We start from the raw sequence: 23,762 nt of genomic DNA, 5'->3' as shown, positions 1-23,762 counted from the left end.
AGTGCAATCTTTTAGTTTTTGAAAACTGTAACTGCAACTGAACACTTTTTTATAACTGCGACTGATACTTCTTACTCGCAAACAATTGTAAACTGCGACTGAAAACTGCGACTGAATACTAAAAAACTAAAACTAGCAATCCGCCATATTAACGGCAATAGCTAATCCTCCTTCAGAGGTTTCTTTGTATTTTGAGTTCATATCTTTTGCAGTTTGCCACATAGTATCGATAACTTTATCGAGAGGCACTTTTGCATTTTTGGAATCAGTTTCCAGAGCTAATTCGGCAGCATTGATAGCTTTTATAGCTCCCATTGTATTTCTTTCGATGCAAGGAATTTGTACTAAACCTCCAATTGGATCACAGGTTAACCCTAAGTGATGTTCCATAGCGATTTCGGCTGCCATTAAAACTTGTGCTGGAGTTCCGCCCATTAATTCGCAAAGTGCTGCTGCTGCCATAGATGATGAAACACCTATCTCGGCTTGACAACCTCCCATTGCTGCAGAAATGGTAGAACCTTTCTTGAAGATACTTCCTATTTCGCCAGCCACCATCAAGAATTGTTTGATTTCTTTTTCGCCTGCATTATGGTTTTCGATCACTAAATAATACATTAAAACGGCAGGAATTACACCAGCGCTACCATTAGTAGGCGCAGTAACTACACGTCCTAAAGCTGCATTTACTTCATTTACTGCAAGTGCAAAACAACTTACCCATTTTAGGATTTGACGAAATTTAACTTCAGTTTTTCTTATTTCTTCTAGCCACGTTTGTGGAGAATTATAATTAGATAAACCGATGAGGTTTTGGTGCATATCAAAGGCTCTACGACGTACATTTAATCCACCCGGAAGTATTCCTTCAGAGTGACAACCTATATACATACATTCGAGCATGGTACTCCAAATACGCATTAATTCGTTATTAATGAATTCTTCAGAACGCATCGATTTTTCATTCTCATAAACAATTTCCGAAATGGTTTTGTTTTGAGCAATCGTATAATTTAAAAGTTCTGCTGCATTTTGTATAGGAAACGGAAATGCACATTTTATCTCCGATTTTATTTTAGCATTTTCACGTTCTTCTTTTACCACGAATCCTCCACCAATAGAGTAGAAGATTGACTCGTATTCAGAGTCATCTTTGGCGTAGGCCGTAAATTTTAAACCATTGGCATGAAAAGGCAAGAATTCTTTATTGAAAATGATGTCTTGTAAAAAGAAAAACGGAATGGTTATCTCGTTTCCAAGTTTAATTGTATTGGTATCTTCAATAGATTTGATGATTCCTGCAATATCGCTTATAGGAATATATTCGGGATCTTGACCGCTTAATCCTAACATAACTGCCAAATCTGTAGCATGACCTTTTCCCGTTAAAGAAAGAGAACCATACAAATCGACTTTGACACGAGTGATTTGAGAAAACAGATTTTCACTTTTTAATTCAGCAAGAAAACGTTCTGCTGCACGCCAAGGTCCAAGGGTGTGTGAGCTTGAAGGTCCTACACCAATCTTCAGCATATCAAATACCGATATACATTCTTCCATTATACTATAATTTTGTTATCACAAAGATAATTGAATAATGCAAAGATTTGAAACGAAGATTTGTTAATGTTGCATATTTATTAAAATTTGTATTTAATATTAATAATTTGGCAATAAAATAATAATGTGAAAAAGATTAATTATAATATTCTGTTTATCTTAAAATTAAGCTTTTAACAACAACAAGTAGGAAAATCCAGTTAAATAAGAAAGAAATGTTGTTTTTAATAAACCATTAAGAGATTAAGTTCCATTACGTTTTAATCCTTAATTTTCTTAATTTCTTAATGGTTTAAAGCTTTTAATTTTTAACGATTCAAGGCAGGTTTCATTTCGGTTGTTACACCAATTCTGTTCCAAGCGTTTATAGTAATAATTGCCATTATAATATTTGATAAATAATTTTCATCGAATAAACTAGCTGCTTTTTGATAGGTTTCGTCTGAAACTCCTCCATTGCTTATTAAGGTAATTTCTTCAGTCAAAGCCAAAATTGCTCTTTCTTCTTCAGAATAGAAATCAACTTCTCTCCAAGCGTTTAATAAATAAATGCGTTGTTCGGTTTCGCCATATTTGCGGGCATCTTTTGTATGCAAATCAATACAATAAGCACAACCATTTATTTGCGATGTTCTAATTTTTATTAATTCGTGGTGCGTGTGAGTTAAAGGAGTTGAGTCTAAGTAAGTATTCAAATCCAATAATGGTTTTATTGCTGCTGGTTGGGTTTGTGCAATTTTAATTCTCTTGCTCATGATTTCTTTGTTTTAAATTATTAAGCAAAGATATTTATAGAAATAATAAAAAATCTTAAGCTGGTTTAAGAAATGAAATTATGGTGTGTTTTTTCTTATCTCGCTTAAATATTCGGGAGTAAGGTTTAAGTAGGATGCCAACATATATTGTGGAATGCGTTGCACAAACTCAGGGAATCTGGTAATAAAATGCTGGTAACTTTCTTCTTTTGTAAAATCGTATAAATACTTCATTCGCAATTGAGCAGCCGAATAGGCTCTATGTAAAATAAGTCGGAAGTAGCGTTCTAGTTGTGGTAATTGACTAAAAACTTTTTCTTGATTGTGATAATCAAAAGCATATACTTCGGTATTTTCGATTGCCTGAATATAAAATTGTGATGGCGATTGTGTATCAAAACTCATATAATCGGAAATCCACCAGTTTTCGATTGCAAATTGTGTGATCTGTTCGGTTCCTTTATCATTGATAAAAAAGAACCGCAAACACCCTTTTTCGACAAAATAAAGTGAGGAACATACTTGCCCTTCTTCTAGTAAATAACTTTTCTTTTTTAGGGTAATGGGCTTGATATTAGCCAAAACTAATTGGGTTTGTTCATCGTTTAGTTCGACGTACTTTTTTATATGTTCAATTAGGTTTGGTTGCATTATTATTTTTTATTTTAACAATAGTATAAGTTGTTGCGTATAATTATTTTTTAACACATAGAAACATAAAATTTTTATGTAAAAAGAATGTGAAAAAAAAATACATTTCTTCCGCATAGCTCTGTGTTTTTAAAATAAGTGAAACGCCTTTTTGAGCGTGTAAAATCTATGTTTGTATGTGTTAATTTTTTTGCCAGAAATTATATCCAACCAGTTATGACTTTATTAAATAGCTATAAAAATAGGCACTTCGGCACTTTCAGGATTGGATGCTTTTTCTCCGTATATCTCAAAATCGGCAGTATATTTTCTGTTGAGATCAGTATTCCAAATTTCTATCCATTTTTGGATTACAATACCGTCTGCTAAATTTCCTTTGGCTGTAAATTGTTTGTAGGTTTCTTTAGCAATAGTTTTTCCAATCATTCCAGCTGGGATATTGTCTAAATTTGAAACTTTACAACCTAAAATTGTAGTGTATGGTTTTGTATAATCCTTTTCATATTCGGTGTAGACTGAATAGACTGAGTTATCTATTTTATTCGGAATGTTTTCGATTGTATTTTCAGTCATAAATTTATTCCATAGCGCTGGAATATCCGTTGCAGATTGGTTATTTTCATTGGTCGTTCTTATCGATAACCCGATAATGAAAAATTCTTCGATTGTAATTAATTCCATTTTAATTTCAAATTATATTGTTATTCTGTGTAAAAGTAGCGCAATAAATTACGCTGTTAATGCTAATGTTGTTGCTAAAATCGAAATTAATAAACATAATGGAGAAAAGTATTTTGTGTCCATTTGTGCAAATTTTGTGGTTTTGACTTTTTTGAAAAATCCCACGTATTTAAATTCGCCAATTGCTCTTATGGTAAATAATAGTGCAATAACCCAAAGTCCATATTCTTGTAACCAATTAGGTAAACTAAAGGCTATTATTTCTGATTTTATTAAAACTATAACCGAAAGACTAAGTAATCCAATTGCAACTACCATGCATTCTTTTAGTTTTGGATTGATTACTTTTTCATTGTTTTCGGTTGTTGGTATTGCGGCATCATTTCCCCATTTTCCGCCAAATCCCCAATAAATATGAATTCCAGCTAGGAATAGAAGAATTAAGACTAGAATTGATCCAATTGTTGTTTGCATAATGTGATGAGTTATAATTTTGAGGTTACTATTTTTTTGTGGCAACTATCGAATATACCATTGGGATTTTATTGTCCAGATGTTTTATTCTGTATTTTTTTGGTTCAAATTCTATGGTATTATTAAAGCAGTTATAGGGCGAATAATCATATTCATTTAGGGAATTTATTTCAAGTCCGTTTTTAATTAAGCTATTTATAACTTCGCTCATACCATGATTCCAACATACATATTCGAGTTGTATTGGTGCATTTTTGTCGGCGTAGGTTCCTTCTTGAGTTTCTATTATTGCTCCCGAATTGAAATAATTATATCCTATTTTTTCAAAATTATCATCGAACATCCAAACGACAGGATGAAATTCGGCAAAGACTAATTTACCATTTGGATTAAGAAAACCTGAAATTAGTTTTGCCCATTTGTCTAAATCGGGTAGCCAAGGAATTGCGCCATAGCTTGTAAATACGATATCGAATTTCTGGTTTAAATGGTTTGGTAAATCATAAATATCACAACAAATAAATGAAGCCGATGCATTAGCCTCTTTAGCAAGTTTGTTTGCACTATCGATTGCTTTGTCTGATAAATCGACTCCTGTAGCATTTGCGCCAAGTCTTGCCAAAGAAATGGTGTCTTGACCAAAATGACATTGTAAATGCAGGATTGATTTTCCTTTTATACCTCCTAGTAATTCTAATTCGATACTGTTTAATGAAGTATTCCCTTTTAGGAAACCTTCTAAATCATAAAAGTCAGATTTAAGATGTGACTCAACCCGGCTGTTCCAGGATTGTTTATTAACCTCTATATAATTGTTTTCTAGGCTCATTTTTTTCGGTCATGAATTAATAATTATTTTTTTCGCTACTCACGATAGTTATCGGGATAAAAAGATTAGAATGATTTCAAAAGCAGTTAGCTTCGAATTTCACTAATTTAAAACTTTGCGAACTTTGCCTAAACTTTTGCGCTCTTTGCGGTTAATTTTTCTGCCAGAGATTAAAAATATTTTAAAACCTTTGCGTTTTTTTTATTTATTGAAAGCTTCTTTCGGAAATTTATCGGCTATAAGGTTCAGGTTGATATTATGTTCTAAATAGGCTTTTAGTCCGTCGAGAACTGTGGTAAATCCGCCTGTAGCGTCTTTGATTATGTTTAAGAGTTCATCTCCTTCTTTAGCAAAACCATAATTTTTGATAACTACATAAGTTGTATCATCAGTTATTTTTCTGAATTCAAAATCAACGGTTGTTTTAGGTTCATTCCATTCGATAGAAATCTTCTCATTTTTGATAATCTCTTTTACAAAAATGGTTGTCGATACTTTATACATTTCCCATTCCCAGATTATGTGTTTACCAACGGCTAGTTTATCACTTCCTTTTGTAAACCAAAAGTTTTTGGTTACATTCGGGTCTATAAAGGCATTAAAAACAATTTCAGCTGGTTTTCTTATCAGCATTTGGGCTTCTACAGATTTTGGATTGCTACTCATATTGCTGTTTTTTTCTAGTTCTAGTTTAGAATCTTGCATATAAAAGTATTCTTTTGAACGCATATAATGATGGCGTTTTACTAAACCTTTTTTCGATTCTGTTTTTAAATTCTCGTACGAATTGTTCTTTTATCGCTCCTTCTAATCTCTCAAAATAAGGAACTAATGTAGAGCCCGAAATAAACTCATATAATTCGTCATGAGAGTTGGCTATCATCGGATATACCTTTTGGTAAATGATTATATCTGTACCGCCATTTTCGAATAAAATCTGGGCATAATCATCCATTGTAAGTACGGGTGAAAATCGTTTCCAATTATTTAATGCGCTCTTATATGGTTCTTCCTGTACCAATTCGATTACGATTTGATTGAGTAAATTCTCATTCTGACAAGGCATTTGGATTGCCAATTGCCCCTCTGGATTTAATAGTGATATAATTTTAGGAAATAATGCTTCGTGATTATCAACCCATTGTATTGATGCATTTGCAAAAACTAAATCCCATTTTTCTCCCGTATTAATTTGTTCTTCGATTGTTTTTTGATCAAATTGTATCGAGGTAAATTCTTTGGCTTTTTCGAGCATTTCTTTGGAGGAATCGATACCTTTTACAGAAGGATTGGTCAACTTCTCGGAGAGCATATTGGTTAATTCTCCAGTTCCGCAACCTAAATCAATGACTTTCATATTTGGGTTATCCACAATATGGGCAACCAAATCAAAGAAAGGTTTGTATCGAAGTGTTTTAAACTCGTTGTATTTTTCAGGATTCCATGCCATAATAATTAATTTGTAAGTTATGGTTATTAGTTATCTAAAAGTATTAGCCTTTGCTTTTATAAAATCCTAAAAGCAAGCACAACGATTATAAGTATCATTGTAGAAACAATTAGGAATATCAAATACTCAATATAGATAATAAAAAAGCCTTTGTTTTACTTAAACTTTATATTGTTTGTACTGATTTAAAAATTAATTATATGTTTTGTACTTTGGTTTTAATCTTTAATTTCCAATAAAAGTATACAATAGTAACAACCTCTGCAACAAGAATCCAGTGTAATTTTTTAGTAAAAAAACGATGATAATTATATTGTTTTATTTTAATATTAAAAGTTACTGTTTCTAAATAAACACGCCATAATTAATAATAAGAAGGATAGTGCAGATGTAATGGTTCGAACCAAATGCAGGTTATTCCATTTAAGTTCGAATTTATCTCTTAAAATTCTTGCATCTTCTAGAGAAATATTGGTTAAATCGGTTTTGTCTAAAAGATTATTTAGTGGAATATTTCCCATGATTGTTACCAGAAATACGCCTACAAAATATAGTATAGCGGCAATAAGTAATAGCCATAAAATATAAGAATGATGGGATTTATAGAGATATGATGTAGCAAAAGATAAAAACACAGGCCCCATAATTATAATTAAGAATAATGGGTTTACAATAGCCCTGTTCATGTTCTGGAATGCGCGGAGATAATTAATATCATCAAGCCTGCCAATACCTGGAGTTATAGCATTTGACCAAGTAAAAAAGATTCCAGCCAAAAGTCCAGTTAATAATGTAGTAAGTAATAAAACAATAGTTTTTGTGTCGATAATAAATGGTTCCATGATTATGATGTTTAATTAACATAATAAAATTAGGACTATTGATTATAAGTTGTTTGTTTTAAGTGGATTAAAATTTGTTTTAAAAGAATTATTTTTTTTAATTCGCTTGTTCGATTAAAACGACGAAGTTATTTATTTCTATGATATCTGTTGTCATGAAATATGGATTAACTCTATTCTGAAAATTTATTTAAAATAGTCATGGCATTGTCTGTGTCTTTTTTGTTTACAAAAATGTGGTCGTGATAAAATGCAGCTACAACATTACAACTAATGTTATTATCGGATAATGCTTTCGCGAAAGCGGCAGTTAAACCTACAGCTTCTAATGAGGAATGCACAGTAAGTGTTATCCACGACATTACAACTGAATATTCAAGTTTTAGCTCGTCGGCAATTTCCTTTTTTAAGATTAAAGTAATGCCTTCGCTTTCTGTAAATGACATTACAATATCTTTGATAGCTATATTTTCAAGACTTTGTGCGGTGCAAAAAACATAATCGCCAACATTGTGTTTGGGTTTCATGCTTTTGAGTAATTTCTCTAAATCTTTTTCTCCAGACATTTTTAATGGATTGTTTTTATTTTAGATTATGCTATTATGGAAATTATTACTCGATTCGTTTTGCAACATTATCAATACCTTCTGCTACTAAATTAAATACAATCTTATTATTAGGGAACTCAATTTGTATTTCATTTCTTAGTTGCATAAAATGCCCTTGCGTTTCATAATCGTTCTCAATTGATTTATCACAAGAAATGAAAATTTCATAAGTAGAATTATCTTTTGCTAAGAATACATATTTTATGTTTGTATCTCCAAAAAAGGTAGTTTTTTCAAAAGCTTCTGCTAATTGATTAACCTCACTTTCTTGAATGTTTTCTTCATAAATAATTTCATTCTCTGCAGCCCCATATTTTTTTGTTACTTGATTAAGTTGCCCTGTTTCTGTAGACAATAAGACACAAATGATAATGCTAAATGTGATTAAAAGGGCAATGAATCCAATCCCAATTGTTCGCCACCCACCATAAAATGCACCACCAGAATTTATATGTTCATTTATTTTTTGTCCCTGATAATATTGTACACAATAAAAAGCAATGCCAGTATATATTAAGGGGATTATCTGATTTGGAATTTTTACATCTTCAGGAATTAAAAAGACTCCACTAAAAATTATTATTGTTGCTATAATTGCAATTATCCATGTTATTTTTGCCTTTTGAGTTTCATTAAAGACCTTAAAATTTTCGGCTATTAAATAACCTGCGGCAAGAGGTCCACCTAAAAATGTTCCAACCCAGATTGCTCGGTCTTTATAAATTTTTTGAGTAGGTACTTCATTCTGTTTTAATGCTTCCATTTTGATTATTAAAGTATCGTTTCTTTTTGTATTTCTTTTTAATAGACTATATTTTTATTTATTAGCCATATGCAATGCAATTCTGTTTCCTTCGCAATCTTTAAATTCGGCTACAGAACCATATTCACCATTTGATGTTATTGGAAATAAAACTTCAGCACCATTTTTTACAGCAAGATTTAAAGTTGCATCAATATCTTCGGTATTAAAATATACAAGAGTTCCGTTTATTGTAGGGATGTATATTTCTCCTTTTGCCAAAGCTCCCGAAATTCCGTTATTACCTTCGATAAGAGGAAAAAACGCCATTTCGTTACCATGGATAATATCTCGCTCAAAGTCGAAATTAAAGACTGCCGTATAAAATTGTATGGCTCTTTCTATGTCGGTTACAGGAATCTCAAAATAGACAACAGGATTTAATTTGTTTTTCATGTTTAATTTAAGAGGAGTTCTTTTTTAATTATTTCACTTTGGTCATATACATATACCAATTCCATTCCCAAGTTTCTCCATTATCGGCAGACATCGCTTGGCTCCAAATTGGATTTTTTTTATCTCTTGCATCCCAACGGAATACATTGATGACTTTTTTTCCTTCGTAGATATCTCTTGAAAAGAAATGACCTACTTTTTTTTCGAATGATCCTATAACTGGTTTGTCTAAAACTCCGGTATTTGAATCTGACCAATAAATACTCCACAAATTTGTTTCTGGATTAAATAATCGTACTGTCATTCCTTCAAAAGGTTTGCCATCAAACTCTGCAAGAAAATTATCGATATTACCAATTCCATTTAGGACCTTATACATTTGTTGAGTCGATGGAAATTCAATCCAATCGGTACAACCCGAGAATCGGTATTTTAGTTTTTTATTTATAATATTTGATTTCCCCTGAAAAAAATCAAAATCATCTTTGGATGAAGTAGGGGAAGGGATTATTATTAATTCACCACTTGCATTAAAAATCAATTTTGGGATTTCTAAATTTAAATTATCTACAGGCATATTTTTTTGATTTTATTCATTTCCTTTTTTTATCCACTTACCAACTTCTGGTGCCACGTAACTTTTCATTTTAAGGAGTAAATCCTGTGAATCTGCACTTACGATTATCATTTGTTGGTTTATCTCTTTTAAGAAACCTTCATTTACCATTTTTAGTATAAATTCTAATAATAAATCGTAAAATCCATCGATATTTAAAATCCCGATTGGTTTTTTATGGAGGCCTAATTGAGCCCAAGTAAGCATTTCAAAAAATTCTTCTAATGTTCCGAATCCACCTGGTAAAGCAATTACACCATCGCTTAGTTCGTTCATTTTGGTTTTTCTTTCATGCATGCTTTTTACAATAATTAATTCAGTTAAATTATCGTGAGCAATTTCTTTCTTCATTAAAAAGTCTGGTAAAACACCAATTACTTTTCCGTTTTTATTCAAAACACCATCAGCAATGGCTCCCATAAGTCCAACTTTGGCTCCGCCATAGACTAAATCAATATTGTTTTCGGACATTGTTTGTCCAAGTTTGAAAGCTTGAGTTTCATATTCTTTTTTATTTCCAAAACTTGATCCGCAAAAAACTGTAATTCGGTTCATATTCAATTTTATATTGTTGTTATAAGTTTTTGGCTAATCGAAATCCTAAGTCATAATTAACATTTGATTGCTTTTGTAATAGTAAACGAAGTTATAAAAAATATAGGTAGCCATTTAAACAAAAAAAGCAATTTCTAGAAACTAGTATTGCCTTTTCGTGTTTTGAGAATTGAATAATGGTTAAGATTTAGACTTTAGTCTACTTAGTGTTTCTTGCGAAACGTTGAGGAAGGAAGATACAATCTTGTTAGACAAACGTTGTGTAATTTTAGGATTGGTATCTAGTAATTGCTTGTATCTTTCGGTCGCATTTTGGGTTAAGAATGACATGAGCCTTTTGGTATTAGTTACATAAGCCATTTCCATATAATGCCTATAAAAGCTACCCCAATTAGGTATGATTTCTAGTAAATTATAAAAATCCTTACGCGAAATATAAAGTAATTCTGTTGGTTCTAAGGCCTGAACAAATTCTAAAGAAGGTTCATTTAACACAAAGCTAGATAAAGCGGTCACAAAATTACTTTCGAACCCTAAATAGCGTGTTGCTTCTTGCCCTTCTTCGGTTATAAAAAATATACGCAAGCAACCATTGCAAATAAAATACATTCGTTGGGTGGTTTGTCCAGGGAAAACCAAGAGCTCATTTTTTTCGACTTCTAAAGGGATAAAGTAACTTATTATTTTTTCCAGTTCTTGGTCTGTAACCGTTGATACTTCTTTTATATATTCGATTAATTGCTCTTTCATGTTTTAAATAAAATCTCTAACAAATTTACGATAATGTACAATATCTGCTATTGTTAAAACTACCAATTGATGCTTTTTAGCAAATGATAAAATCTCTGGTAATCTTGCCATAGTTCCGTTAGGATTCATTAGTTCGCATAATACAGCTTCAGGTTTTAAACCTGACAATTTCATTAAATCTACGCTTCCTTCGGTATGTCCGTTGCGTTGTAGAACACCATTATCATTTGCTCTTAACGGAAAAATATGCCCAGGTTTTACTAAATCTGAAGGTTTTGCATTATCTGCAGAAGCGGTTCTTATGGTTTGAATTCTATCTGATGCCGAAAGTCCAGTTGTAACTCCTTCTTTTGCTTCTATAGTAACCGTAAACGGAGTCTGGAAAAGACTGGTGTTTTCTTTTACCATATAAGGTAATTCTAATTCATCAGCTTTTTTATTCGAAAGGCAAAGGCATACGATTCCGCTACATTCCCGAATCATTAACGCCATATCTTCGACTGACATATTTTGGGCTGAATAAACTAAATCGCCTTCGTTCTCACGGTCTTTGTCATCGAGTAATAAAATACCTTTTCCGAGTCTAAGTTCATTAATAGCATGCTCTACACGTTCTTTACTAGTTGTACCAAATGATACTAATGGGGTTTCGTTTTCTATTTCAGTAATCATTTGAATGTTGTTTTTTCGGCCAGTTTTCTAGCATTTGGAATAATTATAAAAGCGGTAATGTAGGCAACAGGAAGCATGACACTCCATGCTTTTAGAAATTTGAAGAGCCAGTCTTCTCCATAACCATAATTACGCATAAGACCTACAAACGCCATAATGAGGGTCATAGGAATAACAACAAATAAGGTGTTGATGTATTTAAAATACTTTTTGTTCATTTTTAATTAATTATTAAATTTTTGAAGGAACAAAATTGTTTAAATAAGAAAGGAAAAACATTGATGTACATCAAAAAAAATAAAAATTCCCAAACCTATATTTAATAGCTTCGGGAATGTGTATTTTAAAAATAAGTTAGCCTTTGTAAGTCTTTATTTCAAGCTGTTTTCTTTTTTCCATTTTCTTATTCTAGCTCGAGCATTTTTATATGGAGATGAGGTATTAAATTGTATCATTCTTCCCATTGTCCATTTTTCATACCATGATTGCTCATAAAGCATGTTGTTATCGTAGCTTTTTATCAAGGTTTGTAACTCATTTACCGTTGTGTCTAATTTATCTTGTAGCGCTATAAAATCCAACTCTTGATAATCGGCATAAAATTTCTGGGCAAGTTTGCCTAACTCGTTCCATTTATAACCAGTTTCGGGAAAATCTACAGGTTTATTCTTGTTCTTTTTATGGTGCCATTTTAAGACTAATTCTCCCCAACCTATTAAGTATGAAACTAAGTTGTTTACACTCATCAAGGTGTTTTTAGAATGGCCTTCGAGTGTTTTCTGCGTTGTAAGTTCAATAGGAATTGATTTTAAATCCTCTCGAAGTTTTGTGAACGTTATTTCAATTTCTTTTAGAAGTTCGATTTTATTCTGAGGTACAGCCATATTTAAAATTTTAATATAAAATCAACAGTTTTCCATATAATTATTCCCATCGAAAAGCCTCCAATTGTACCTGTCAATAATCTCATGAAGTTGCTATGATATTTGTATAATGAATTCTGGAAATACCAATCTGCAAGCATTAATGCTAAACCAATTATCGAAAAGTAAAAAGGAGGGAGGAAATAAAAAAAGTAACAAACAGCACAAAAAATATGTCCGATGCTTGCGCCCAAACACCTTGCACAAAAAGGCATGTGTTTGTCATTAATTTTATAACACCTCTCAGGGATTCCGTGACAACCTAAAGTAAAATCATCTAGTTTCATTTACCAGCTACGTTTACAATTTAAACAAGTCATTCTAATTTTATTCGATTTATGAGTACCACATAAGAGACCTAATGGACCAGCCAGTATTGCTCCACAACAGGCTTTTTTTCCACTAAAACCTTTTTTGTCCACATGTATTTGTATTGAATGACATTTTGGACATCTAATTTGGTTGTCTTGATTAATAGTGTTCATGATTTTAGTTTTGGGTTAGCCTATTGGGTGTAATTAATTTTGACACATAGAAACATAGATTTTGTACTCTTTAAAAAAGGTGTTTCATTTATTTAAAAAGCACAAAGCTAGCTATGTGAAAGAAATATATTTCTTTTTTGTATTCTTCTTCAGTCATAAAATCTATGTTTCTATGTGTTAATTAAGACTTTTTGTGACTCGAGCGAAGCGAACAGATGTAGTAATTACGCACAAAATAGGTTAAGGTTAGTTTTCTTAAGTTGTTAAATTAGTTTTTGGTTTCGATTTCGAATATTTTTTTTCCGTTATCTCCTAAATAATGAAAAAGTAGTTTTTCATATACTTTATAACCATCATCAACATTAGTAAAAATTAGTATCCCTTGTTTTGTTTTCGGGAGAAGGAAAAAGATTGTTTGCACTCCTTGGTCTGCACCACCATGTGATAATGCGATTTCTCCGTTTCCTAAATCGTAGATAACCAGACCCAAACCATAATACTCATTGGCTTTCATTTCTACTTGATTTGTTAGCATATCGTCAAAAACTTTTTTAGATAAACCGTCACCATTCATAACACTAACTAGAAAATTCCCATAATCTTCGATAGTTGTTAATACATCATCGGCAGCGTTTGCTGTTTTTCTTTTCTCGATTTCATAGGCATTCCCTTTTGGATCATATCCAATTGCAAAGCGTGTTTCGTCTGTTTTTTTGTCCCAGATATAATTGCTGTCGTTCATTTGCAATGGAATGAATAGTAATTCATTGGCTAATTGATCAAGGGTTTTGTTGAACTTTTTTTCTAATGCTTTTCGCAGATATTCAAAACCTTCACCTGAATATTGGTATTTTGTTCCGGGTTCAAAATCAAAGCTTAGCTTTTTATCGGGATTATTCCAACGCCAATTAGGGAAACCAGTTTGATGGCTTAAGATATATCTTGTAGTGATTTTTTTTGTTTTAGGATCATTTACGATATCAGGATCAGTCCAATATTTGTAAAGAGGTTCATCTAAGTTCCATTTGCCTAAGCTAACTAATTTTAGAGTTACCATAGCGGTAATTGGTTTGGTTAGTGAGGCAACATTAAAAATGGTATTGTATGGTGCTGTAATTCCTTTTTTTAGTTCGCCAAACACTTTAATCTGCTGTAGTTTTCCAGCATTGATGATTCCAAGGCCTAGAGTTGGGACATTATTTTCTTTAAGCCATTTTTCAATTTCGGCATCATTATCAAAAATTGGGGTTTTATTTGCAACTGTAGTATTGTTATTATGGTCGTAACTAAGAGAGCGAGCTAATTTCCAAGTTCCTTTTTGCAGCAACCATAAATGTGTAAATCGACCAATACTTCCTGGAGTTTCTTTTTTGTCAGTAGTTATTCTATAAAACTGATGCATTCCTATTTGTAATGCACCATAGAGAACTTTGTCTTTATAAAGCGGATAAATTTCGGTGGTTCCAGCGATGAGATCCCTTCTTAGTTGATAGGTTTTAGAAGATGCACATAATCCGTTATGAAGGTTATAAATGAATTTCTTTTTGTTTGAGATACTATCTTCGTCATGGTAAAATTCGAAATCTTCTGTTAGTAATGTTTCAAATTGATTGATGTCGCAAGTATTAAAGCCTACCTTAAAGAGTAAGCTATCTCTAGAAATAATGGTTTTGTATAAATCGGATTTTTTATCAACCTGAGCTGATAATGAGAGTGATGCTAGAAAGAATAACAGTAATAAATAATGGCTGATTGTTTTGATTGTCATGATTGATGATTTTTTTATATGACGTAATATGAATTCTTTTGTTACAAAAGATCATAATGTCAATGTTTTACTATTCAGACAATTATTTTATTTAAATACTAAGTTTAATTCTTAACTGCCGATATCAATATAAAAATTGGTCTTCTTGCTTCATCAACCATTTCAGGGTATTTCTCTAATATTTCCTGTGAAGGTTTAGGCTCGGATATTTGTTTAATAGTAAAATTGGAATTAATTAATGTGTTTACAATAGTTTCAAAAGTTCGGTGGTATTTAATTACTTCGTGACCTAGAAATTGAGTGTGTCTTATGCCTTCATCCTGATAATTATCTATTGGCCAGTGCAGGCGATTGCCATCTGAGTCGGTAAACCAATCTTGTTCTGGTCGGGAGGTAAAAGCTGGATGCTCCATTGAAAAAACAAAGTTCCCGCCTTTTTTAAGATAGGCATTGATTTTATCAAAAATGACTTTTAGATTTTTTACATAATGAAATGCTAGTGAACTAATGACAACATCAAATTCTTCGGGCTTAAAGTCGATATCTTCAATTGCCATTTGTCTGTAATCTATGACTAAGTCTTTCGAATTCTCTTTGGCTTTTTCAATCATTTTTTGAGATAAATCGATACCTAGAACTTTTTCAGCGCCTTGCTCTTTGGCATAAATGCAATGCCAGCCATATCCGCATCCAAGGTCTAGCACATTTTTATCTTTAAATTCAGGTAGCATTTCGCGTAAAATGTACCATTCGCCAGCAGCATTTAATCCTTCGGCAGAACGGGGCATTTTGCCATAATTTTCAAAAAAAGATTTGTCGTCGTATTTATTTTGTTTCATGTGTGGTATTTTTTTTTGTAGCGGAGGGTTTTCTTATACGTTTCTCAATGTATACGTTACCAAATTTGCTATATTTTGATGTGTGTTATTATAGGGTTTATCTTCATGTACAAAATTAAGTTTTTTTAAAATTGATACCGAATTGACATTGTCTGAGGAAGGAAATGCAGTTATTATAGTCGAGTTTATTTCTTCAAAAGCATGTTTTACAACTTCTTTTAAAGCTTCTGACATAAAACCTTTTCCTTGGTATTGCGATAACATTTCGTAACCAATTTCGACAATTTTATTCTCAAGGTCAAAATTCCAAAGACAAACAGAACCTATTAAATCATTTTTTTCTTTTGTTGTGATTACCCAATAAAGACATTCATTTTTTGCAATCAAATTATTCATTCGAATGATGTAAGCCTTTGCTTTTTCTAAATTAGAAGAATTATCTCTGCCTACAAATGAGTTAACAATTGGATCAGAATGTAATTTATGGATGCGTTCGAAATCCTGATTTTCGAGATTCCTCAAAATTAATCTTTGAGTTTCTAGTTTTGGGAATTTACTAAAATCTAATTTCATGACATTTTGGTTTTAAAATAAAAGTGAAATTATGAAAATAAATTAATACTTATCCTAATACTTTAATTTGCGATAGTTGAGGGCGAATCAGATAAATTGTCAATATTTTCTATATTCGATTCTATGAATATGTTTTAATAATTTTTTCTGTTCAAGATCTTCAAATAAATTCAGCATATCTTTAAAAGGACTTTCAAAATGTTTGGTAAGATGTGTAAGATGCTTAGTTGTTTTAAGGAAATTATAGAAAAAGTAAGGATCTAAATTCTCAATATGCTCTTTATGACCTAGAGAAACTTCTAGAGTTTGTCCCGTTATTGTATTTTCAAACATACAATGTTCCCCATGTACATCATAAAACCAATTATCGGATAATGTTTTTTTGTTGTTTAAAAAATCGGCATTTTCAATTTCGTCATAACTCCCTTTTTTGATTGCTTCAATTTCAGGTTGATTCGTTTCATTGATTATTTTATTAATTAGTCGTTCTGCTGTAGTCATAAATTCATCCATGGCATTTAGCAACTCCATTATTATTTCATTTTGAAATGTTCTCATAATTAGTTTTGTGAATAGCTTTTATTGTTATGGATATTGGCTAAAATTTTTAAAGGTATTTATGTTTGCATCGGGTAATTAAAAACCTATTCTGTAGTAGATTTTACTCCACACCAAGAAGATATATTTACAGAATTAAAATCGGGACAGTTTTTTATTTTTTTCTTGGATATCGAGATAATATCTTCGGATTTTAAGCCTCCGTTGTAATAATAATAATTGTAGTCTTCTCCATATATCCAAGCATCGCTAGAACCATTTTGCATGACGGTAGCGTTAAAGATAAACAGGTTAGATTCTTTTGGGATGTGGTAATTTTTATCAATTATATATCCCCAGGAATTTATTAAGAATGGGGAGATAAATAGTATATAAAATAGGATGAATAACAGAAACGTAATTAAAGTTTTTTTGTATTTCATAAATGATATAATTTTTTCATTTTTCCTTATGTCTATTTGTTATGAAAGTGGATTTTAAGACTAGTATATCTAGGTTATTAAACTATAAACTAAGGATTTCTTTAGTCAAGATTTAACAGAAATTAAATAATGCGAAATTAAATGTTTTCAGAATTGTTCTTTGTCTGTTTTATCAGAAAACAATAGAATCGAGATGATATTATTCTACATTTTTCAATAATTGAAATAGAATATATGTTCCTTGTTCAGATTGTCCTTTCTCTTTTTCGATAAAGCCTTTATTCTTATAGAAATTTACTGCTAGTGTATTATTCTCCAGACATTTTAAAGTAACAGGAAAATCGGATTTATTAAGAGCAGCTTTCAATAACTGAGTTCCCATACCTTTTCTATGGTACTTTTGATCTACATACAAATGATGAATAAAATTGTCTTCAACCCACATCGAAATAAATCCCATCACAATATTATCCGAAATTGCGATTAGGATATATTCTGCTTCTGTTTCTACATCAAAATCCTGTAAACTAAATGTAGCCGTATCCACCCACGAAAATGTTGTTTGTCTTTCTTTAAGAAATATATTTCTTAAAGAGTCAAGGTCACTTTTTCTGATCTCTCTGATTTTCATTGCATCCTATTATTGTACTTTGTTTTTGCGTTTTCTTCTAATTTTTCGGACAATATATACAATACCAGTAATTAAGATGATAAATGGCCAAATTGCAATAGTCCAAAGTAAGAAATCAACAATAGAAGTCCATCCCTCACTAATAGAATTTTTAATTCTTTCCGAAAATTTGTCTTGTGCTTGTGGCTTGTAAACGTATTCTTTTTCTTTATATAAGTTTAAAGCCAAAGTACTAAATGAAACTTGATCGCTAAGGTATTTCAAACGTCCTTCTTTGCTTTCTATTTCCTCTTCGATTACTCGAATGTTTTCCTCGATTGCCAGAATATCTTTTACTGTTGAAGCTTTTGAAAGTAATTCTTTATAGCGTTTTAAATAGTCTCTTTTATTGGCTAAACGAGTTGTAATATCAACAAATTCTTCGGTTACATCTCTAGCTTGGATGCTTTTACTTGTAAGTTCATCTTTGCCGTTTTCGATACTTGAAATCAGTTTTTCGAAATTATCCGCAGGAACTCTTATTTTTAAATTGTAAGAGATTGCCTGATCGTTATTTTGAAGATCTTCAGTTTCATAATAGGCGTTTAGTTTTTTCAACAATTCGTCTATGTTTTTTTTGCTTACAGCAATATCATTTGTTTTAACTGAAATGTTTCCATCTTTTATTATTTTCTTTTTAATTAATACAGGTTCAACAGTTTTAAGTACTGCATCATCTTTCTCAGTTACTTTGTCTTTTTCGGGCATTGACAGTTCTGCTACAGACTCTAAAGATGCTGGTGCTTCAGATAATGTAGCATCTGCTGAAACAGCATAATTTGCATCACCGTTGCTAGAGTTACAAGAAAATAAAACTATCGATAAAAGAAATAATATGCTAAAAGAAGTTGATTTCATATATGTTTGGTTTATGTATTGACTATAAAAAGGCTCAACTAATATAGTTTTTAATATTAAAAAAATAAGGTATTGTTAGATTAATCCTCTGAAGATAGATTAGGGGAGTTTCAATTATCTCTTTCTACTCTAATAAAGGAATTTTTTGCAGATTGCAATCATCGTTAAGAACGTATGTTAAAGCATCCTGTTTGATTCCTTTCATTTCACGGAAACGTTTTGTGTTGCGACCCGGATCTATTTTATGGTTTGGTGCTGTAGCTGTCATCAGTCGAATATAATTATAAGGTAAATTACGGAAATTTATGTTATTTATTGATGATTTATAATAATCATTTGTGTGAAATATCCTTTCTTTTTTTAAACTTTTGACTTACTTATACAAAACTATTAGAATACAAGAATAGTTAAATAATGATGTATTAAATCATTTAAGTAAGAAAAAACAGTTGTAGATAAACAATAACCAGTTTGTTTGTAAGAAAAAAAATAATATATTTGAATCAAGTCAAAATAAAGTAGCTCTTCATTAATATTCCTAAATAGGAGTGTACACGAAGATTTATTTCGCATATATGCAAATTAACAGGCATTGAAACAAAATATAAAAAACAAACTTAATGACAGAATTTAGAAATTATTACGGAACAGACCCAGGCTGGGGAACAGATGCAAGGAGAGCATTATTTAACGCCGCATGTAAATATTTAGGAATTAACCCAACACAAGCAGAAAATATTTTTGGTGTAGGATTTCATTCTATATTGCAAAGTAGCTCAGTTCAGCTTTCGGGAGAAATTCTCAATAAAGTAAAGAAAGATCTAGCAATTCTTAATAAACAAAGGGAAATAGTAACGGAAATAAAAAAAAGAAATGATTATAAGATAAAAAAAATAATTGATAAAGTTCTCCCTTTTGGGATTCAACTTGGTGGACAACGAGCCAGAGGCGAAATGTGGAGACAAGCCTTAGAGTTTTGGAAATGGAGAACGGAATATAGTGCTACTTGGGAAATGGCATTTGATGAATTAACTTGGGCAGTTCGATCAGTAAATGTAAATTGCAATTATATTGCTGATAGCAATGGATATATTACATTATTTTATAATTTAACTGACACATTAGATTTGCGCCCGTCTTGGGGAAATCGTTCTATGGAATACAACGCTATATGCTGTGTATTGGGTTTTATGTACCACGATGTTCTAGGCGGAAGCGACGAATTACAAGTAAAGGCAAATTGGAAAACAATAATTAAATAAAGATGAAAAACAAAATCAGTATTACACTTAGCGTTGCTATTATGCTATGTTTCGTATCGTCATGTATTTTTAAAAAAGAACACAAAGATGTAGATCCTTTTTATACAACTAATCATTTTGGTCAATTTCATCTCCTTCCTTTAGCAAAACCAATAACTTTATCGTATGATCCTAGTACAAAAGTTTGGTTGCTACAAGATAATAAACATATTTTAAAACAAAATATGTTTATTGATTCATTAACAGAAATTGGAATCGATAAAACCTATATTTATGGTAAATTATTTGAAAGGAAGGATTACATAGAAACATATCAACCAGAAGACTATTTATTTTTGAATAAGTTTGGCTCAATTACTTTTAACTCCAAAAAGGATAAGCCAACACCGGATGAAATCCAAATTTACCCTACTGATAGTATTCATAAAATATTTATGATACCAGAACGCTGGTTTGTTATAAATGTAGCAGACAGTACAACCGAAGCTTTTTTTTCGAAAAAAGAATATAAAAACTACTTGAAAGAAAAGGGAGTATCTGGCAAAATGTACAATATAGAAAGTGTAAAAAAAGAATTTGCAAAAACAGGTATCGCTCCGTGGTTTCCTGAAGATATAAAAACAAAACTGAGAGAATAAATAAAGCGATGATCTACTAGTTACCATTTAGTAATAGGACAGTTTTAGGCTTAATATTCTAGGCGGAAGCGACGAATTACAAGTAAAAGCAAACTGGAAAACGATAATTAAATAAAGATGAAAAATAAAACCAGTATTGCACTCCTGATTGTTATTATGTTATGCTTGGTGTCTTGTATATTTAATAAAGCACACAAAGATGTAGATCCTTTTTATACAACTAACCATTTTGGTCAGTTCCATATCCTTCCTTTGTTAAAGCCTCTAACATTAATGTATGACCCAAGTACAAAAGTGTGGTGGTTAGAAGATAACCATTCATTAAAACATAATATATCCATTAATACTTTAACAGAAATAGGAGTCGATAAAACCTATATTTATGGTAATATACTTGGATGGAAAGATACCATTCAAAGCTATACTGCAAAGGATTATGTATTTACCGACAAGTATGGAATAACATCTTGGAATGCAAAAAAAGATAAGCCAACACCAGATGAAATCCAAATTTACCCTACCGATAGTATTCAAAAAATATTTATAATACCAGAACGCTGGTTTGTTATAAATGTAGCAGACAGTACAACCGAAGCTTTTTTCTCGAAAAAGGAATATAAAAACTACCTGAAAGAAAAGGGAGTGTCTGGCAAAATGTACAATATAGAAAGTTTAAAAAAAGAATTTGCAAAAACTGGTATTGCTCCGTGGTTTCCCGAAGATGTAAAAACGAAACTGAGAGAATAAATAAAGCTATGATCTACCGGTTACTGTTTAGTAACAGGACAGTTTGAGGCTTAATATTCTAGGCGGAAGCGACGAATTACAAGTAAAAGCAAACTGGAAAACGATAATTAAATAAAGATGAAAAATAAAATCAGTATTACATTTATGGTTGTTATTATGCTATGTTTCGTATCATCTTGTTTTTTAAAAAAAGAACACAGAGATGTAGATCCTTTTTATACAACTAACCATTTTGGTCAATTCCACATTCTTCCTTTGTTAAAGCCTATAACATTAATGTATGACCCAAGTACAAAAAACTGGTGGTTAGAAAAAAACAACTTATTAAAACAAAACATATCTAATGAAATAACAGAAAAAGAAATTGGAGTAGAGAAAACCTATATTTTTTGGAAAGTCATTGGAAGGAGAGATACTATTGAAGGATATACTTCAAAAGATTATGTGTTTTTAGATAAATATGGTGTAATATCATACGGACCTTCTAAAATAAAAACTTTCGTTGATGAAATCCAAATTTACCCTACTGATAGTATTCATAAAATATTTATAATACCAGAACGCTGGTTTGTTATAAATGTTACAGACAGTACAACCGAAGCTTTTTTCTCGAAAAAGGAATATAAAAACTACCTGAAAGAAAAGGGAGTGTCTGGCAAAATGTACAACATAGAAAGTGTAAAAAAAGAATTTGCAAAAACAGGTATCGCTCCGTGGTTTCCTGAAGATATAAAAACGAAATTGAGAGAATAAATAAAACTATGATCTACCAGTTACTGTTTAGTAATAGGACAGCTTTAGACACGATATTCTAGGTTGAAGTAACGAATTACAAGTAAAAGCAAACTGGAAAACGATAATTAAATAAAGATGAAAAATAAAATCAGTACTACACTTATCGTTGCTATTATGCTATGTTTGGTATCATCTTGTTTTTTAAAAAAAGAACACAGAGATGTAGATCCTTTTTATACAACTAACCTTTTTGGTCAATTTCATCTCCTCCCTTTAGTGAAACCAATAACTTTATCGTATGATCCTAGTACAAAAGTTTGGATGTTAGAAGACAACCATTCATTAAAACATAGTATTGGCATTGATTCATTAATAAAAATTGGAGTAGAGAAAACCTATATTTATGGCAAAGTACATGGATGGAAAGACACTATTGAAAGTTATACTTCAAAAGACTATGTGTTTTTAAATAAGTATGGTAGAATATATGGACCTAGTAAAAACAAAAAGGGTATAACAAATGAAATTCAAATTTACCCTACCGATAGTATTCAAAAAATATTTATAATACCAGAACGCTGGTTTGTTATAAATGTAGCAGACAGTACAACCGAAGCTTTTTTCTCGAAAAAGGAATATAAAAACTACCTGAAAGAAAAGGGAGTGTCTGGCAAAATGTACAATATAGAAAGTGTAAAAAAAGAATTTGCAAAAACTGGTATTGCTCCGTGGTTTCCCGAAGATGTAAAAACGAAACTGAGAGAATAAATAAAGCTATGATCTACCAGTTACTGTTTAGTAATAGGACAGTTTTAGGTATGATATTCTAGGTTGAAGCAACGAATTACAAGTAAAAGCAAACTGGAAAACGAGAATTCAATAAAGATGAAAAATAAAATCAGTATTACACTTAGCATTACTATTATGCTATGTTTGGTATCATCATGTATTTTTAAAAAAGCACGCAAAGATGTAGATCCTTTTTATACAACTAACCATTTTGGTCAATTTCCTCTCCTTCCTTTAGCAAAACCAATAGTATTAACATATGATCCAAATGGCAGAGTATGGAGGATGCTAGAAGATAACCAATCGTTAAAAAAAAGTGTTTATATCGACTCTTTAACAGAAATAGGAGTCGATAGAACTTATATTTATGGTAAAAAATTTGAGAGGAAAGAATATATTGAAACATATCAACCAGAAGATTATTTATTTTTAAGTAAGTATGGCACAATTTCGTGGAATGATAAAAAGGACAAGCCAAGACCAGACCAAATCCGAATTTATCCAATAGATAGTGTACAAAAAATATTTATAATGCCAGAACAATGGTTTGTAATAAATGTAGCAGATAGTACAACCGAAGCTTTTTTTTCGAAAAAGGAATATAAAAACTACCTGAAAGAAAAGGGAGTATCTGGCAAAATGTACAACATAGAAAGTGTAAAAAAAGAATTTGCAAAAACAGGTACCGCTCCGTGGTTTCCCGAAGATATAAAAACGAAACTGAGAGAATAAATAAAACTATGATCTACCAGCTACCGTTTAGTAACAGGACAGTCTTAGGCTTAATTTATTAGTTTGTTTATTATTACATTTAGAATTATAACTTACAGGTTTAGATTTATAACTAGCAGAGA

The 23,762-nt window shown here is 31.2% G+C and carries 33 protein-coding genes; 6 read left to right on the top strand and 27 right to left on the bottom strand.

Annotation, left to right across the window (positions count from 1 at the left end; translation table 11 throughout):
- Positions 1–132: 132 nt before the first annotated feature.
- From OIU80_RS13665 to OIU80_RS13535, 27 genes are all read right to left on the bottom strand, one after another.
- Positions 133–1,560: an L-serine ammonia-lyase gene (locus OIU80_RS13665; protein ID WP_264287562.1), complete on the bottom strand. Its 1,428-nt coding sequence runs from the start codon at positions 1,558–1,560 to the stop codon at positions 133–135.
- A 308-nt stretch (positions 1,561–1,868) separates the two neighbouring features.
- Positions 1,869–2,315, bottom strand: a complete 447-nt coding sequence (locus OIU80_RS13660) for a carboxymuconolactone decarboxylase family protein (RefSeq protein ID WP_264287561.1) — start codon at positions 2,313–2,315, stop codon at positions 1,869–1,871.
- Positions 2,316–2,393: 78 nt separating this feature from the next.
- Positions 2,394–2,966 (bottom strand): Crp/Fnr family transcriptional regulator, encoded by a 573-nt coding sequence (locus OIU80_RS13655; RefSeq protein WP_264287560.1) that lies wholly within the window; start codon positions 2,964–2,966, stop codon positions 2,394–2,396.
- Between the two features lie 225 nt (positions 2,967–3,191).
- Positions 3,192–3,647, bottom strand: coding sequence for a GyrI-like domain-containing protein (locus OIU80_RS13650; protein ID WP_264287559.1), 456 nt, complete (start codon positions 3,645–3,647; stop codon positions 3,192–3,194).
- Positions 3,648–3,695: 48 nt separating this feature from the next.
- The gene (locus OIU80_RS13645) at positions 3,696–4,121 is read right to left on the bottom strand and encodes a DUF3995 domain-containing protein (protein WP_264287558.1); all 426 of its coding nucleotides are present in this window, start codon (positions 4,119–4,121) and stop codon (positions 3,696–3,698) included.
- A gap of 28 nt (positions 4,122–4,149) precedes the next feature.
- Positions 4,150–4,950, bottom strand: a complete 801-nt coding sequence (locus OIU80_RS13640) for a class I SAM-dependent methyltransferase (RefSeq protein ID WP_264287557.1) — start codon at positions 4,948–4,950, stop codon at positions 4,150–4,152.
- Between the two features lie 201 nt (positions 4,951–5,151).
- Entirely contained in the window at positions 5,152–5,655 is a 504-nt protein-coding gene (locus tag OIU80_RS13635) for an SRPBCC family protein (protein ID WP_264287556.1), read from the bottom strand.
- Positions 5,642–6,400: a methyltransferase domain-containing protein gene (locus OIU80_RS13630; RefSeq protein ID WP_264287555.1), complete on the bottom strand. Its 759-nt coding sequence runs from the start codon at positions 6,398–6,400 to the stop codon at positions 5,642–5,644. Before OIU80_RS13630 ends, OIU80_RS13635 begins: the two co-directional genes overlap by 14 nt.
- A gap of 329 nt (positions 6,401–6,729) precedes the next feature.
- The gene (locus OIU80_RS13625; RefSeq protein ID WP_264287554.1) at positions 6,730–7,242 is read right to left on the bottom strand and encodes an anthrone oxygenase family protein; all 513 of its coding nucleotides are present in this window, start codon (positions 7,240–7,242) and stop codon (positions 6,730–6,732) included.
- Positions 7,243–7,415: 173 nt separating this feature from the next.
- Positions 7,416–7,808 carry an ACT domain-containing protein gene (locus OIU80_RS13620; protein WP_264287553.1) on the bottom strand — a complete coding sequence of 131 codons (393 nt, stop codon included), beginning with the start codon at positions 7,806–7,808 and terminating at the stop codon, positions 7,416–7,418.
- A 46-nt stretch (positions 7,809–7,854) separates the two neighbouring features.
- Entirely contained in the window at positions 7,855–8,613 is a 759-nt protein-coding gene (locus tag OIU80_RS13615; RefSeq protein WP_264287552.1) for a hypothetical protein, read from the bottom strand.
- Positions 8,614–8,667: 54 nt separating this feature from the next.
- Positions 8,668–9,048, bottom strand: a complete 381-nt coding sequence (locus tag OIU80_RS13610; protein ID WP_264287551.1) for a VOC family protein — start codon at positions 9,046–9,048, stop codon at positions 8,668–8,670.
- 28 nt (positions 9,049–9,076) lie between these two features.
- Entirely contained in the window at positions 9,077–9,625 is a 549-nt protein-coding gene (locus tag OIU80_RS13605; protein WP_264287550.1) for a hypothetical protein, read from the bottom strand.
- A 12-nt stretch (positions 9,626–9,637) separates the two neighbouring features.
- Positions 9,638–10,219: an LOG family protein gene (locus OIU80_RS13600; protein WP_264287549.1), complete on the bottom strand. Its 582-nt coding sequence runs from the start codon at positions 10,217–10,219 to the stop codon at positions 9,638–9,640.
- 180 nt (positions 10,220–10,399) lie between these two features.
- The gene (locus tag OIU80_RS13595) at positions 10,400–10,969 is read right to left on the bottom strand and encodes a Crp/Fnr family transcriptional regulator (protein WP_264287548.1); all 570 of its coding nucleotides are present in this window, start codon (positions 10,967–10,969) and stop codon (positions 10,400–10,402) included.
- A gap of 3 nt (positions 10,970–10,972) precedes the next feature.
- Entirely contained in the window at positions 10,973–11,641 is a 669-nt protein-coding gene (gene ribB / locus OIU80_RS13590) for a 3,4-dihydroxy-2-butanone-4-phosphate synthase (RefSeq protein WP_264287547.1), read from the bottom strand.
- A complete protein-coding gene (locus OIU80_RS13585; RefSeq protein ID WP_264287546.1) occupies positions 11,638–11,859 on the bottom strand; it encodes a DUF2798 domain-containing protein in 222 nt (73 codons plus the stop codon). Before OIU80_RS13585 ends, ribB begins: the two co-directional genes overlap by 4 nt.
- 153 nt (positions 11,860–12,012) lie before the next feature.
- A complete protein-coding gene (locus tag OIU80_RS13580; protein ID WP_264287545.1) occupies positions 12,013–12,525 on the bottom strand; it encodes a ClbS/DfsB family four-helix bundle protein in 513 nt (170 codons plus the stop codon).
- A gap of 2 nt (positions 12,526–12,527) precedes the next feature.
- Positions 12,528–12,851: a DUF2085 domain-containing protein gene (locus tag OIU80_RS13575; RefSeq protein WP_264287544.1), complete on the bottom strand. Its 324-nt coding sequence runs from the start codon at positions 12,849–12,851 to the stop codon at positions 12,528–12,530.
- Positions 12,852–13,317: 466 nt separating this feature from the next.
- On the bottom strand, positions 13,318–14,817 hold the full coding sequence (locus OIU80_RS13570; RefSeq protein WP_264287543.1) for a class A beta-lactamase-related serine hydrolase: 1,500 nt from the start codon (positions 14,815–14,817) through the stop codon (positions 13,318–13,320).
- A gap of 104 nt (positions 14,818–14,921) precedes the next feature.
- Positions 14,922–15,656, bottom strand: coding sequence for a class I SAM-dependent methyltransferase (locus OIU80_RS13565; RefSeq protein WP_264287542.1), 735 nt, complete (start codon positions 15,654–15,656; stop codon positions 14,922–14,924).
- Positions 15,657–15,689: 33 nt separating this feature from the next.
- Entirely contained in the window at positions 15,690–16,229 is a 540-nt protein-coding gene (locus OIU80_RS13560) for a GNAT family N-acetyltransferase (protein ID WP_264287541.1), read from the bottom strand.
- 99 nt (positions 16,230–16,328) lie between these two features.
- Complete coding sequence (locus tag OIU80_RS13555) at positions 16,329–16,787, bottom strand: DUF6896 domain-containing protein (RefSeq protein WP_264287540.1); 459 nt, start codon at positions 16,785–16,787, stop codon at positions 16,329–16,331.
- Positions 16,788–16,873: 86 nt separating this feature from the next.
- A complete protein-coding gene (locus OIU80_RS13550; protein ID WP_264287539.1) occupies positions 16,874–17,209 on the bottom strand; it encodes a hypothetical protein in 336 nt (111 codons plus the stop codon).
- Positions 17,210–17,408: 199 nt separating this feature from the next.
- Positions 17,409–17,840, bottom strand: a complete 432-nt coding sequence (locus OIU80_RS13545) for a GNAT family N-acetyltransferase (protein WP_264287538.1) — start codon at positions 17,838–17,840, stop codon at positions 17,409–17,411.
- A gap of 9 nt (positions 17,841–17,849) precedes the next feature.
- Positions 17,850–18,737, bottom strand: coding sequence for a DUF4349 domain-containing protein (locus OIU80_RS13540; protein WP_264287537.1), 888 nt, complete (start codon positions 18,735–18,737; stop codon positions 17,850–17,852).
- A 124-nt stretch (positions 18,738–18,861) separates the two neighbouring features.
- Positions 18,862–19,005: a hypothetical protein gene (locus OIU80_RS13535; RefSeq protein WP_264287536.1), complete on the bottom strand. Its 144-nt coding sequence runs from the start codon at positions 19,003–19,005 to the stop codon at positions 18,862–18,864.
- Positions 19,006–19,357: 352 nt separating this feature from the next.
- On the opposite strand from OIU80_RS13535, the gene OIU80_RS13530 reads away from it, so the two are divergent.
- From OIU80_RS13530 to OIU80_RS13505, 6 genes are all read left to right on the top strand, one after another.
- Positions 19,358–19,999 carry a hypothetical protein gene (locus OIU80_RS13530; protein WP_264287535.1) on the top strand — a complete coding sequence of 214 codons (642 nt, stop codon included), beginning with the start codon at positions 19,358–19,360 and terminating at the stop codon, positions 19,997–19,999.
- Between the two features lie 2 nt (positions 20,000–20,001).
- Positions 20,002–20,637 (top strand): hypothetical protein, encoded by a 636-nt coding sequence (locus tag OIU80_RS13525; protein ID WP_264287534.1) that lies wholly within the window; start codon positions 20,002–20,004, stop codon positions 20,635–20,637.
- Positions 20,638–20,754: 117 nt separating this feature from the next.
- Positions 20,755–21,384, top strand: coding sequence for a hypothetical protein (locus tag OIU80_RS13520; RefSeq protein WP_264287533.1), 630 nt, complete (start codon positions 20,755–20,757; stop codon positions 21,382–21,384).
- A gap of 117 nt (positions 21,385–21,501) precedes the next feature.
- On the top strand, positions 21,502–22,137 hold the full coding sequence (locus OIU80_RS13515) for a hypothetical protein (protein WP_264287532.1): 636 nt from the start codon (positions 21,502–21,504) through the stop codon (positions 22,135–22,137).
- Between the two features lie 117 nt (positions 22,138–22,254).
- Positions 22,255–22,887: a hypothetical protein gene (locus OIU80_RS13510; protein WP_264287531.1), complete on the top strand. Its 633-nt coding sequence runs from the start codon at positions 22,255–22,257 to the stop codon at positions 22,885–22,887.
- Between the two features lie 117 nt (positions 22,888–23,004).
- A complete protein-coding gene (locus OIU80_RS13505) occupies positions 23,005–23,640 on the top strand; it encodes a hypothetical protein (RefSeq protein WP_264287530.1) in 636 nt (211 codons plus the stop codon).
- Positions 23,641–23,762: the final 122 nt, after the last annotated feature.

The organism is Flavobacterium frigoritolerans, from assembly GCF_025847275.1.
GTDB lineage: Bacteria > Bacteroidota > Bacteroidia > Flavobacteriales > Flavobacteriaceae > Flavobacterium > Flavobacterium frigoritolerans.
The sequence above is the reverse complement of the archived record's forward strand: the minus strand, read 5'-3'. Positions and strand labels throughout refer to the sequence as shown.

What these genes read in the sequence shown, in the direction of transcription:
- OIU80_RS13665 (WP_264287562.1), bottom strand. Translation starts at nt 1,560, where the DNA reads ATGGAAGAATGTATATCGGTATTTGATATGCTGAAGATTGGTGTAGGA.
- OIU80_RS13660 (WP_264287561.1), bottom strand. Translation starts at nt 2,315, where the DNA reads ATGAGCAAGAGAATTAAAATTGCACAAACCCAACCAGCAGCAATAAAA.
- OIU80_RS13655 (WP_264287560.1), bottom strand. Translation starts at nt 2,966, where the DNA reads ATGCAACCAAACCTAATTGAACATATAAAAAAGTACGTCGAACTAAAC.
- OIU80_RS13650 (WP_264287559.1), bottom strand. Translation starts at nt 3,647, where the DNA reads ATGGAATTAATTACAATCGAAGAATTTTTCATTATCGGGTTATCGATA.
- OIU80_RS13645 (WP_264287558.1), bottom strand. Translation starts at nt 4,121, where the DNA reads ATGCAAACAACAATTGGATCAATTCTAGTCTTAATTCTTCTATTCCTA.
- OIU80_RS13640 (WP_264287557.1), bottom strand. Translation starts at nt 4,950, where the DNA reads ATGAGCCTAGAAAACAATTATATAGAGGTTAATAAACAATCCTGGAAC.
- OIU80_RS13635 (WP_264287556.1), bottom strand. Translation starts at nt 5,655, where the DNA reads ATGCAAGATTCTAAACTAGAACTAGAAAAAAACAGCAATATGAGTAGC.
- OIU80_RS13630 (WP_264287555.1), bottom strand. Translation starts at nt 6,400, where the DNA reads ATGGCATGGAATCCTGAAAAATACAACGAGTTTAAAACACTTCGATAC.
- OIU80_RS13625 (WP_264287554.1), bottom strand. Translation starts at nt 7,242, where the DNA reads ATGGAACCATTTATTATCGACACAAAAACTATTGTTTTATTACTTACT.
- OIU80_RS13620 (WP_264287553.1), bottom strand. Translation starts at nt 7,808, where the DNA reads ATGTCTGGAGAAAAAGATTTAGAGAAATTACTCAAAAGCATGAAACCC.
- OIU80_RS13615 (WP_264287552.1), bottom strand. Translation starts at nt 8,613, where the DNA reads ATGGAAGCATTAAAACAGAATGAAGTACCTACTCAAAAAATTTATAAA.
- OIU80_RS13610 (WP_264287551.1), bottom strand. Translation starts at nt 9,048, where the DNA reads ATGAAAAACAAATTAAATCCTGTTGTCTATTTTGAGATTCCTGTAACC.
- OIU80_RS13605 (WP_264287550.1), bottom strand. Translation starts at nt 9,625, where the DNA reads ATGCCTGTAGATAATTTAAATTTAGAAATCCCAAAATTGATTTTTAAT.
- OIU80_RS13600 (WP_264287549.1), bottom strand. Translation starts at nt 10,219, where the DNA reads ATGAACCGAATTACAGTTTTTTGCGGATCAAGTTTTGGAAATAAAAAA.
- OIU80_RS13595 (WP_264287548.1), bottom strand. Translation starts at nt 10,969, where the DNA reads ATGAAAGAGCAATTAATCGAATATATAAAAGAAGTATCAACGGTTACA.
- ribB (WP_264287547.1), bottom strand. Translation starts at nt 11,641, where the DNA reads ATGATTACTGAAATAGAAAACGAAACCCCATTAGTATCATTTGGTACA.
- OIU80_RS13585 (WP_264287546.1), bottom strand. Translation starts at nt 11,859, where the DNA reads ATGAACAAAAAGTATTTTAAATACATCAACACCTTATTTGTTGTTATT.
- OIU80_RS13580 (WP_264287545.1), bottom strand. Translation starts at nt 12,525, where the DNA reads ATGGCTGTACCTCAGAATAAAATCGAACTTCTAAAAGAAATTGAAATA.
- OIU80_RS13575 (WP_264287544.1), bottom strand. Translation starts at nt 12,851, where the DNA reads ATGAAACTAGATGATTTTACTTTAGGTTGTCACGGAATCCCTGAGAGG.
- OIU80_RS13570 (WP_264287543.1), bottom strand. Translation starts at nt 14,817, where the DNA reads ATGACAATCAAAACAATCAGCCATTATTTATTACTGTTATTCTTTCTA.
- OIU80_RS13565 (WP_264287542.1), bottom strand. Translation starts at nt 15,656, where the DNA reads ATGAAACAAAATAAATACGACGACAAATCTTTTTTTGAAAATTATGGC.
- OIU80_RS13560 (WP_264287541.1), bottom strand. Translation starts at nt 16,229, where the DNA reads ATGAAATTAGATTTTAGTAAATTCCCAAAACTAGAAACTCAAAGATTA.
- OIU80_RS13555 (WP_264287540.1), bottom strand. Translation starts at nt 16,787, where the DNA reads ATGAGAACATTTCAAAATGAAATAATAATGGAGTTGCTAAATGCCATG.
- OIU80_RS13550 (WP_264287539.1), bottom strand. Translation starts at nt 17,209, where the DNA reads ATGAAATACAAAAAAACTTTAATTACGTTTCTGTTATTCATCCTATTT.
- OIU80_RS13545 (WP_264287538.1), bottom strand. Translation starts at nt 17,840, where the DNA reads ATGAAAATCAGAGAGATCAGAAAAAGTGACCTTGACTCTTTAAGAAAT.
- OIU80_RS13540 (WP_264287537.1), bottom strand. Translation starts at nt 18,737, where the DNA reads ATGAAATCAACTTCTTTTAGCATATTATTTCTTTTATCGATAGTTTTA.
- OIU80_RS13535 (WP_264287536.1), bottom strand. Translation starts at nt 19,005, where the DNA reads ATGACAGCTACAGCACCAAACCATAAAATAGATCCGGGTCGCAACACA.
- OIU80_RS13530 (WP_264287535.1), top strand. Translation starts at nt 19,358, where the DNA reads ATGACAGAATTTAGAAATTATTACGGAACAGACCCAGGCTGGGGAACA.
- OIU80_RS13525 (WP_264287534.1), top strand. Translation starts at nt 20,002, where the DNA reads ATGAAAAACAAAATCAGTATTACACTTAGCGTTGCTATTATGCTATGT.
- OIU80_RS13520 (WP_264287533.1), top strand. Translation starts at nt 20,755, where the DNA reads ATGAAAAATAAAACCAGTATTGCACTCCTGATTGTTATTATGTTATGC.
- OIU80_RS13515 (WP_264287532.1), top strand. Translation starts at nt 21,502, where the DNA reads ATGAAAAATAAAATCAGTATTACATTTATGGTTGTTATTATGCTATGT.
- OIU80_RS13510 (WP_264287531.1), top strand. Translation starts at nt 22,255, where the DNA reads ATGAAAAATAAAATCAGTACTACACTTATCGTTGCTATTATGCTATGT.
- OIU80_RS13505 (WP_264287530.1), top strand. Translation starts at nt 23,005, where the DNA reads ATGAAAAATAAAATCAGTATTACACTTAGCATTACTATTATGCTATGT.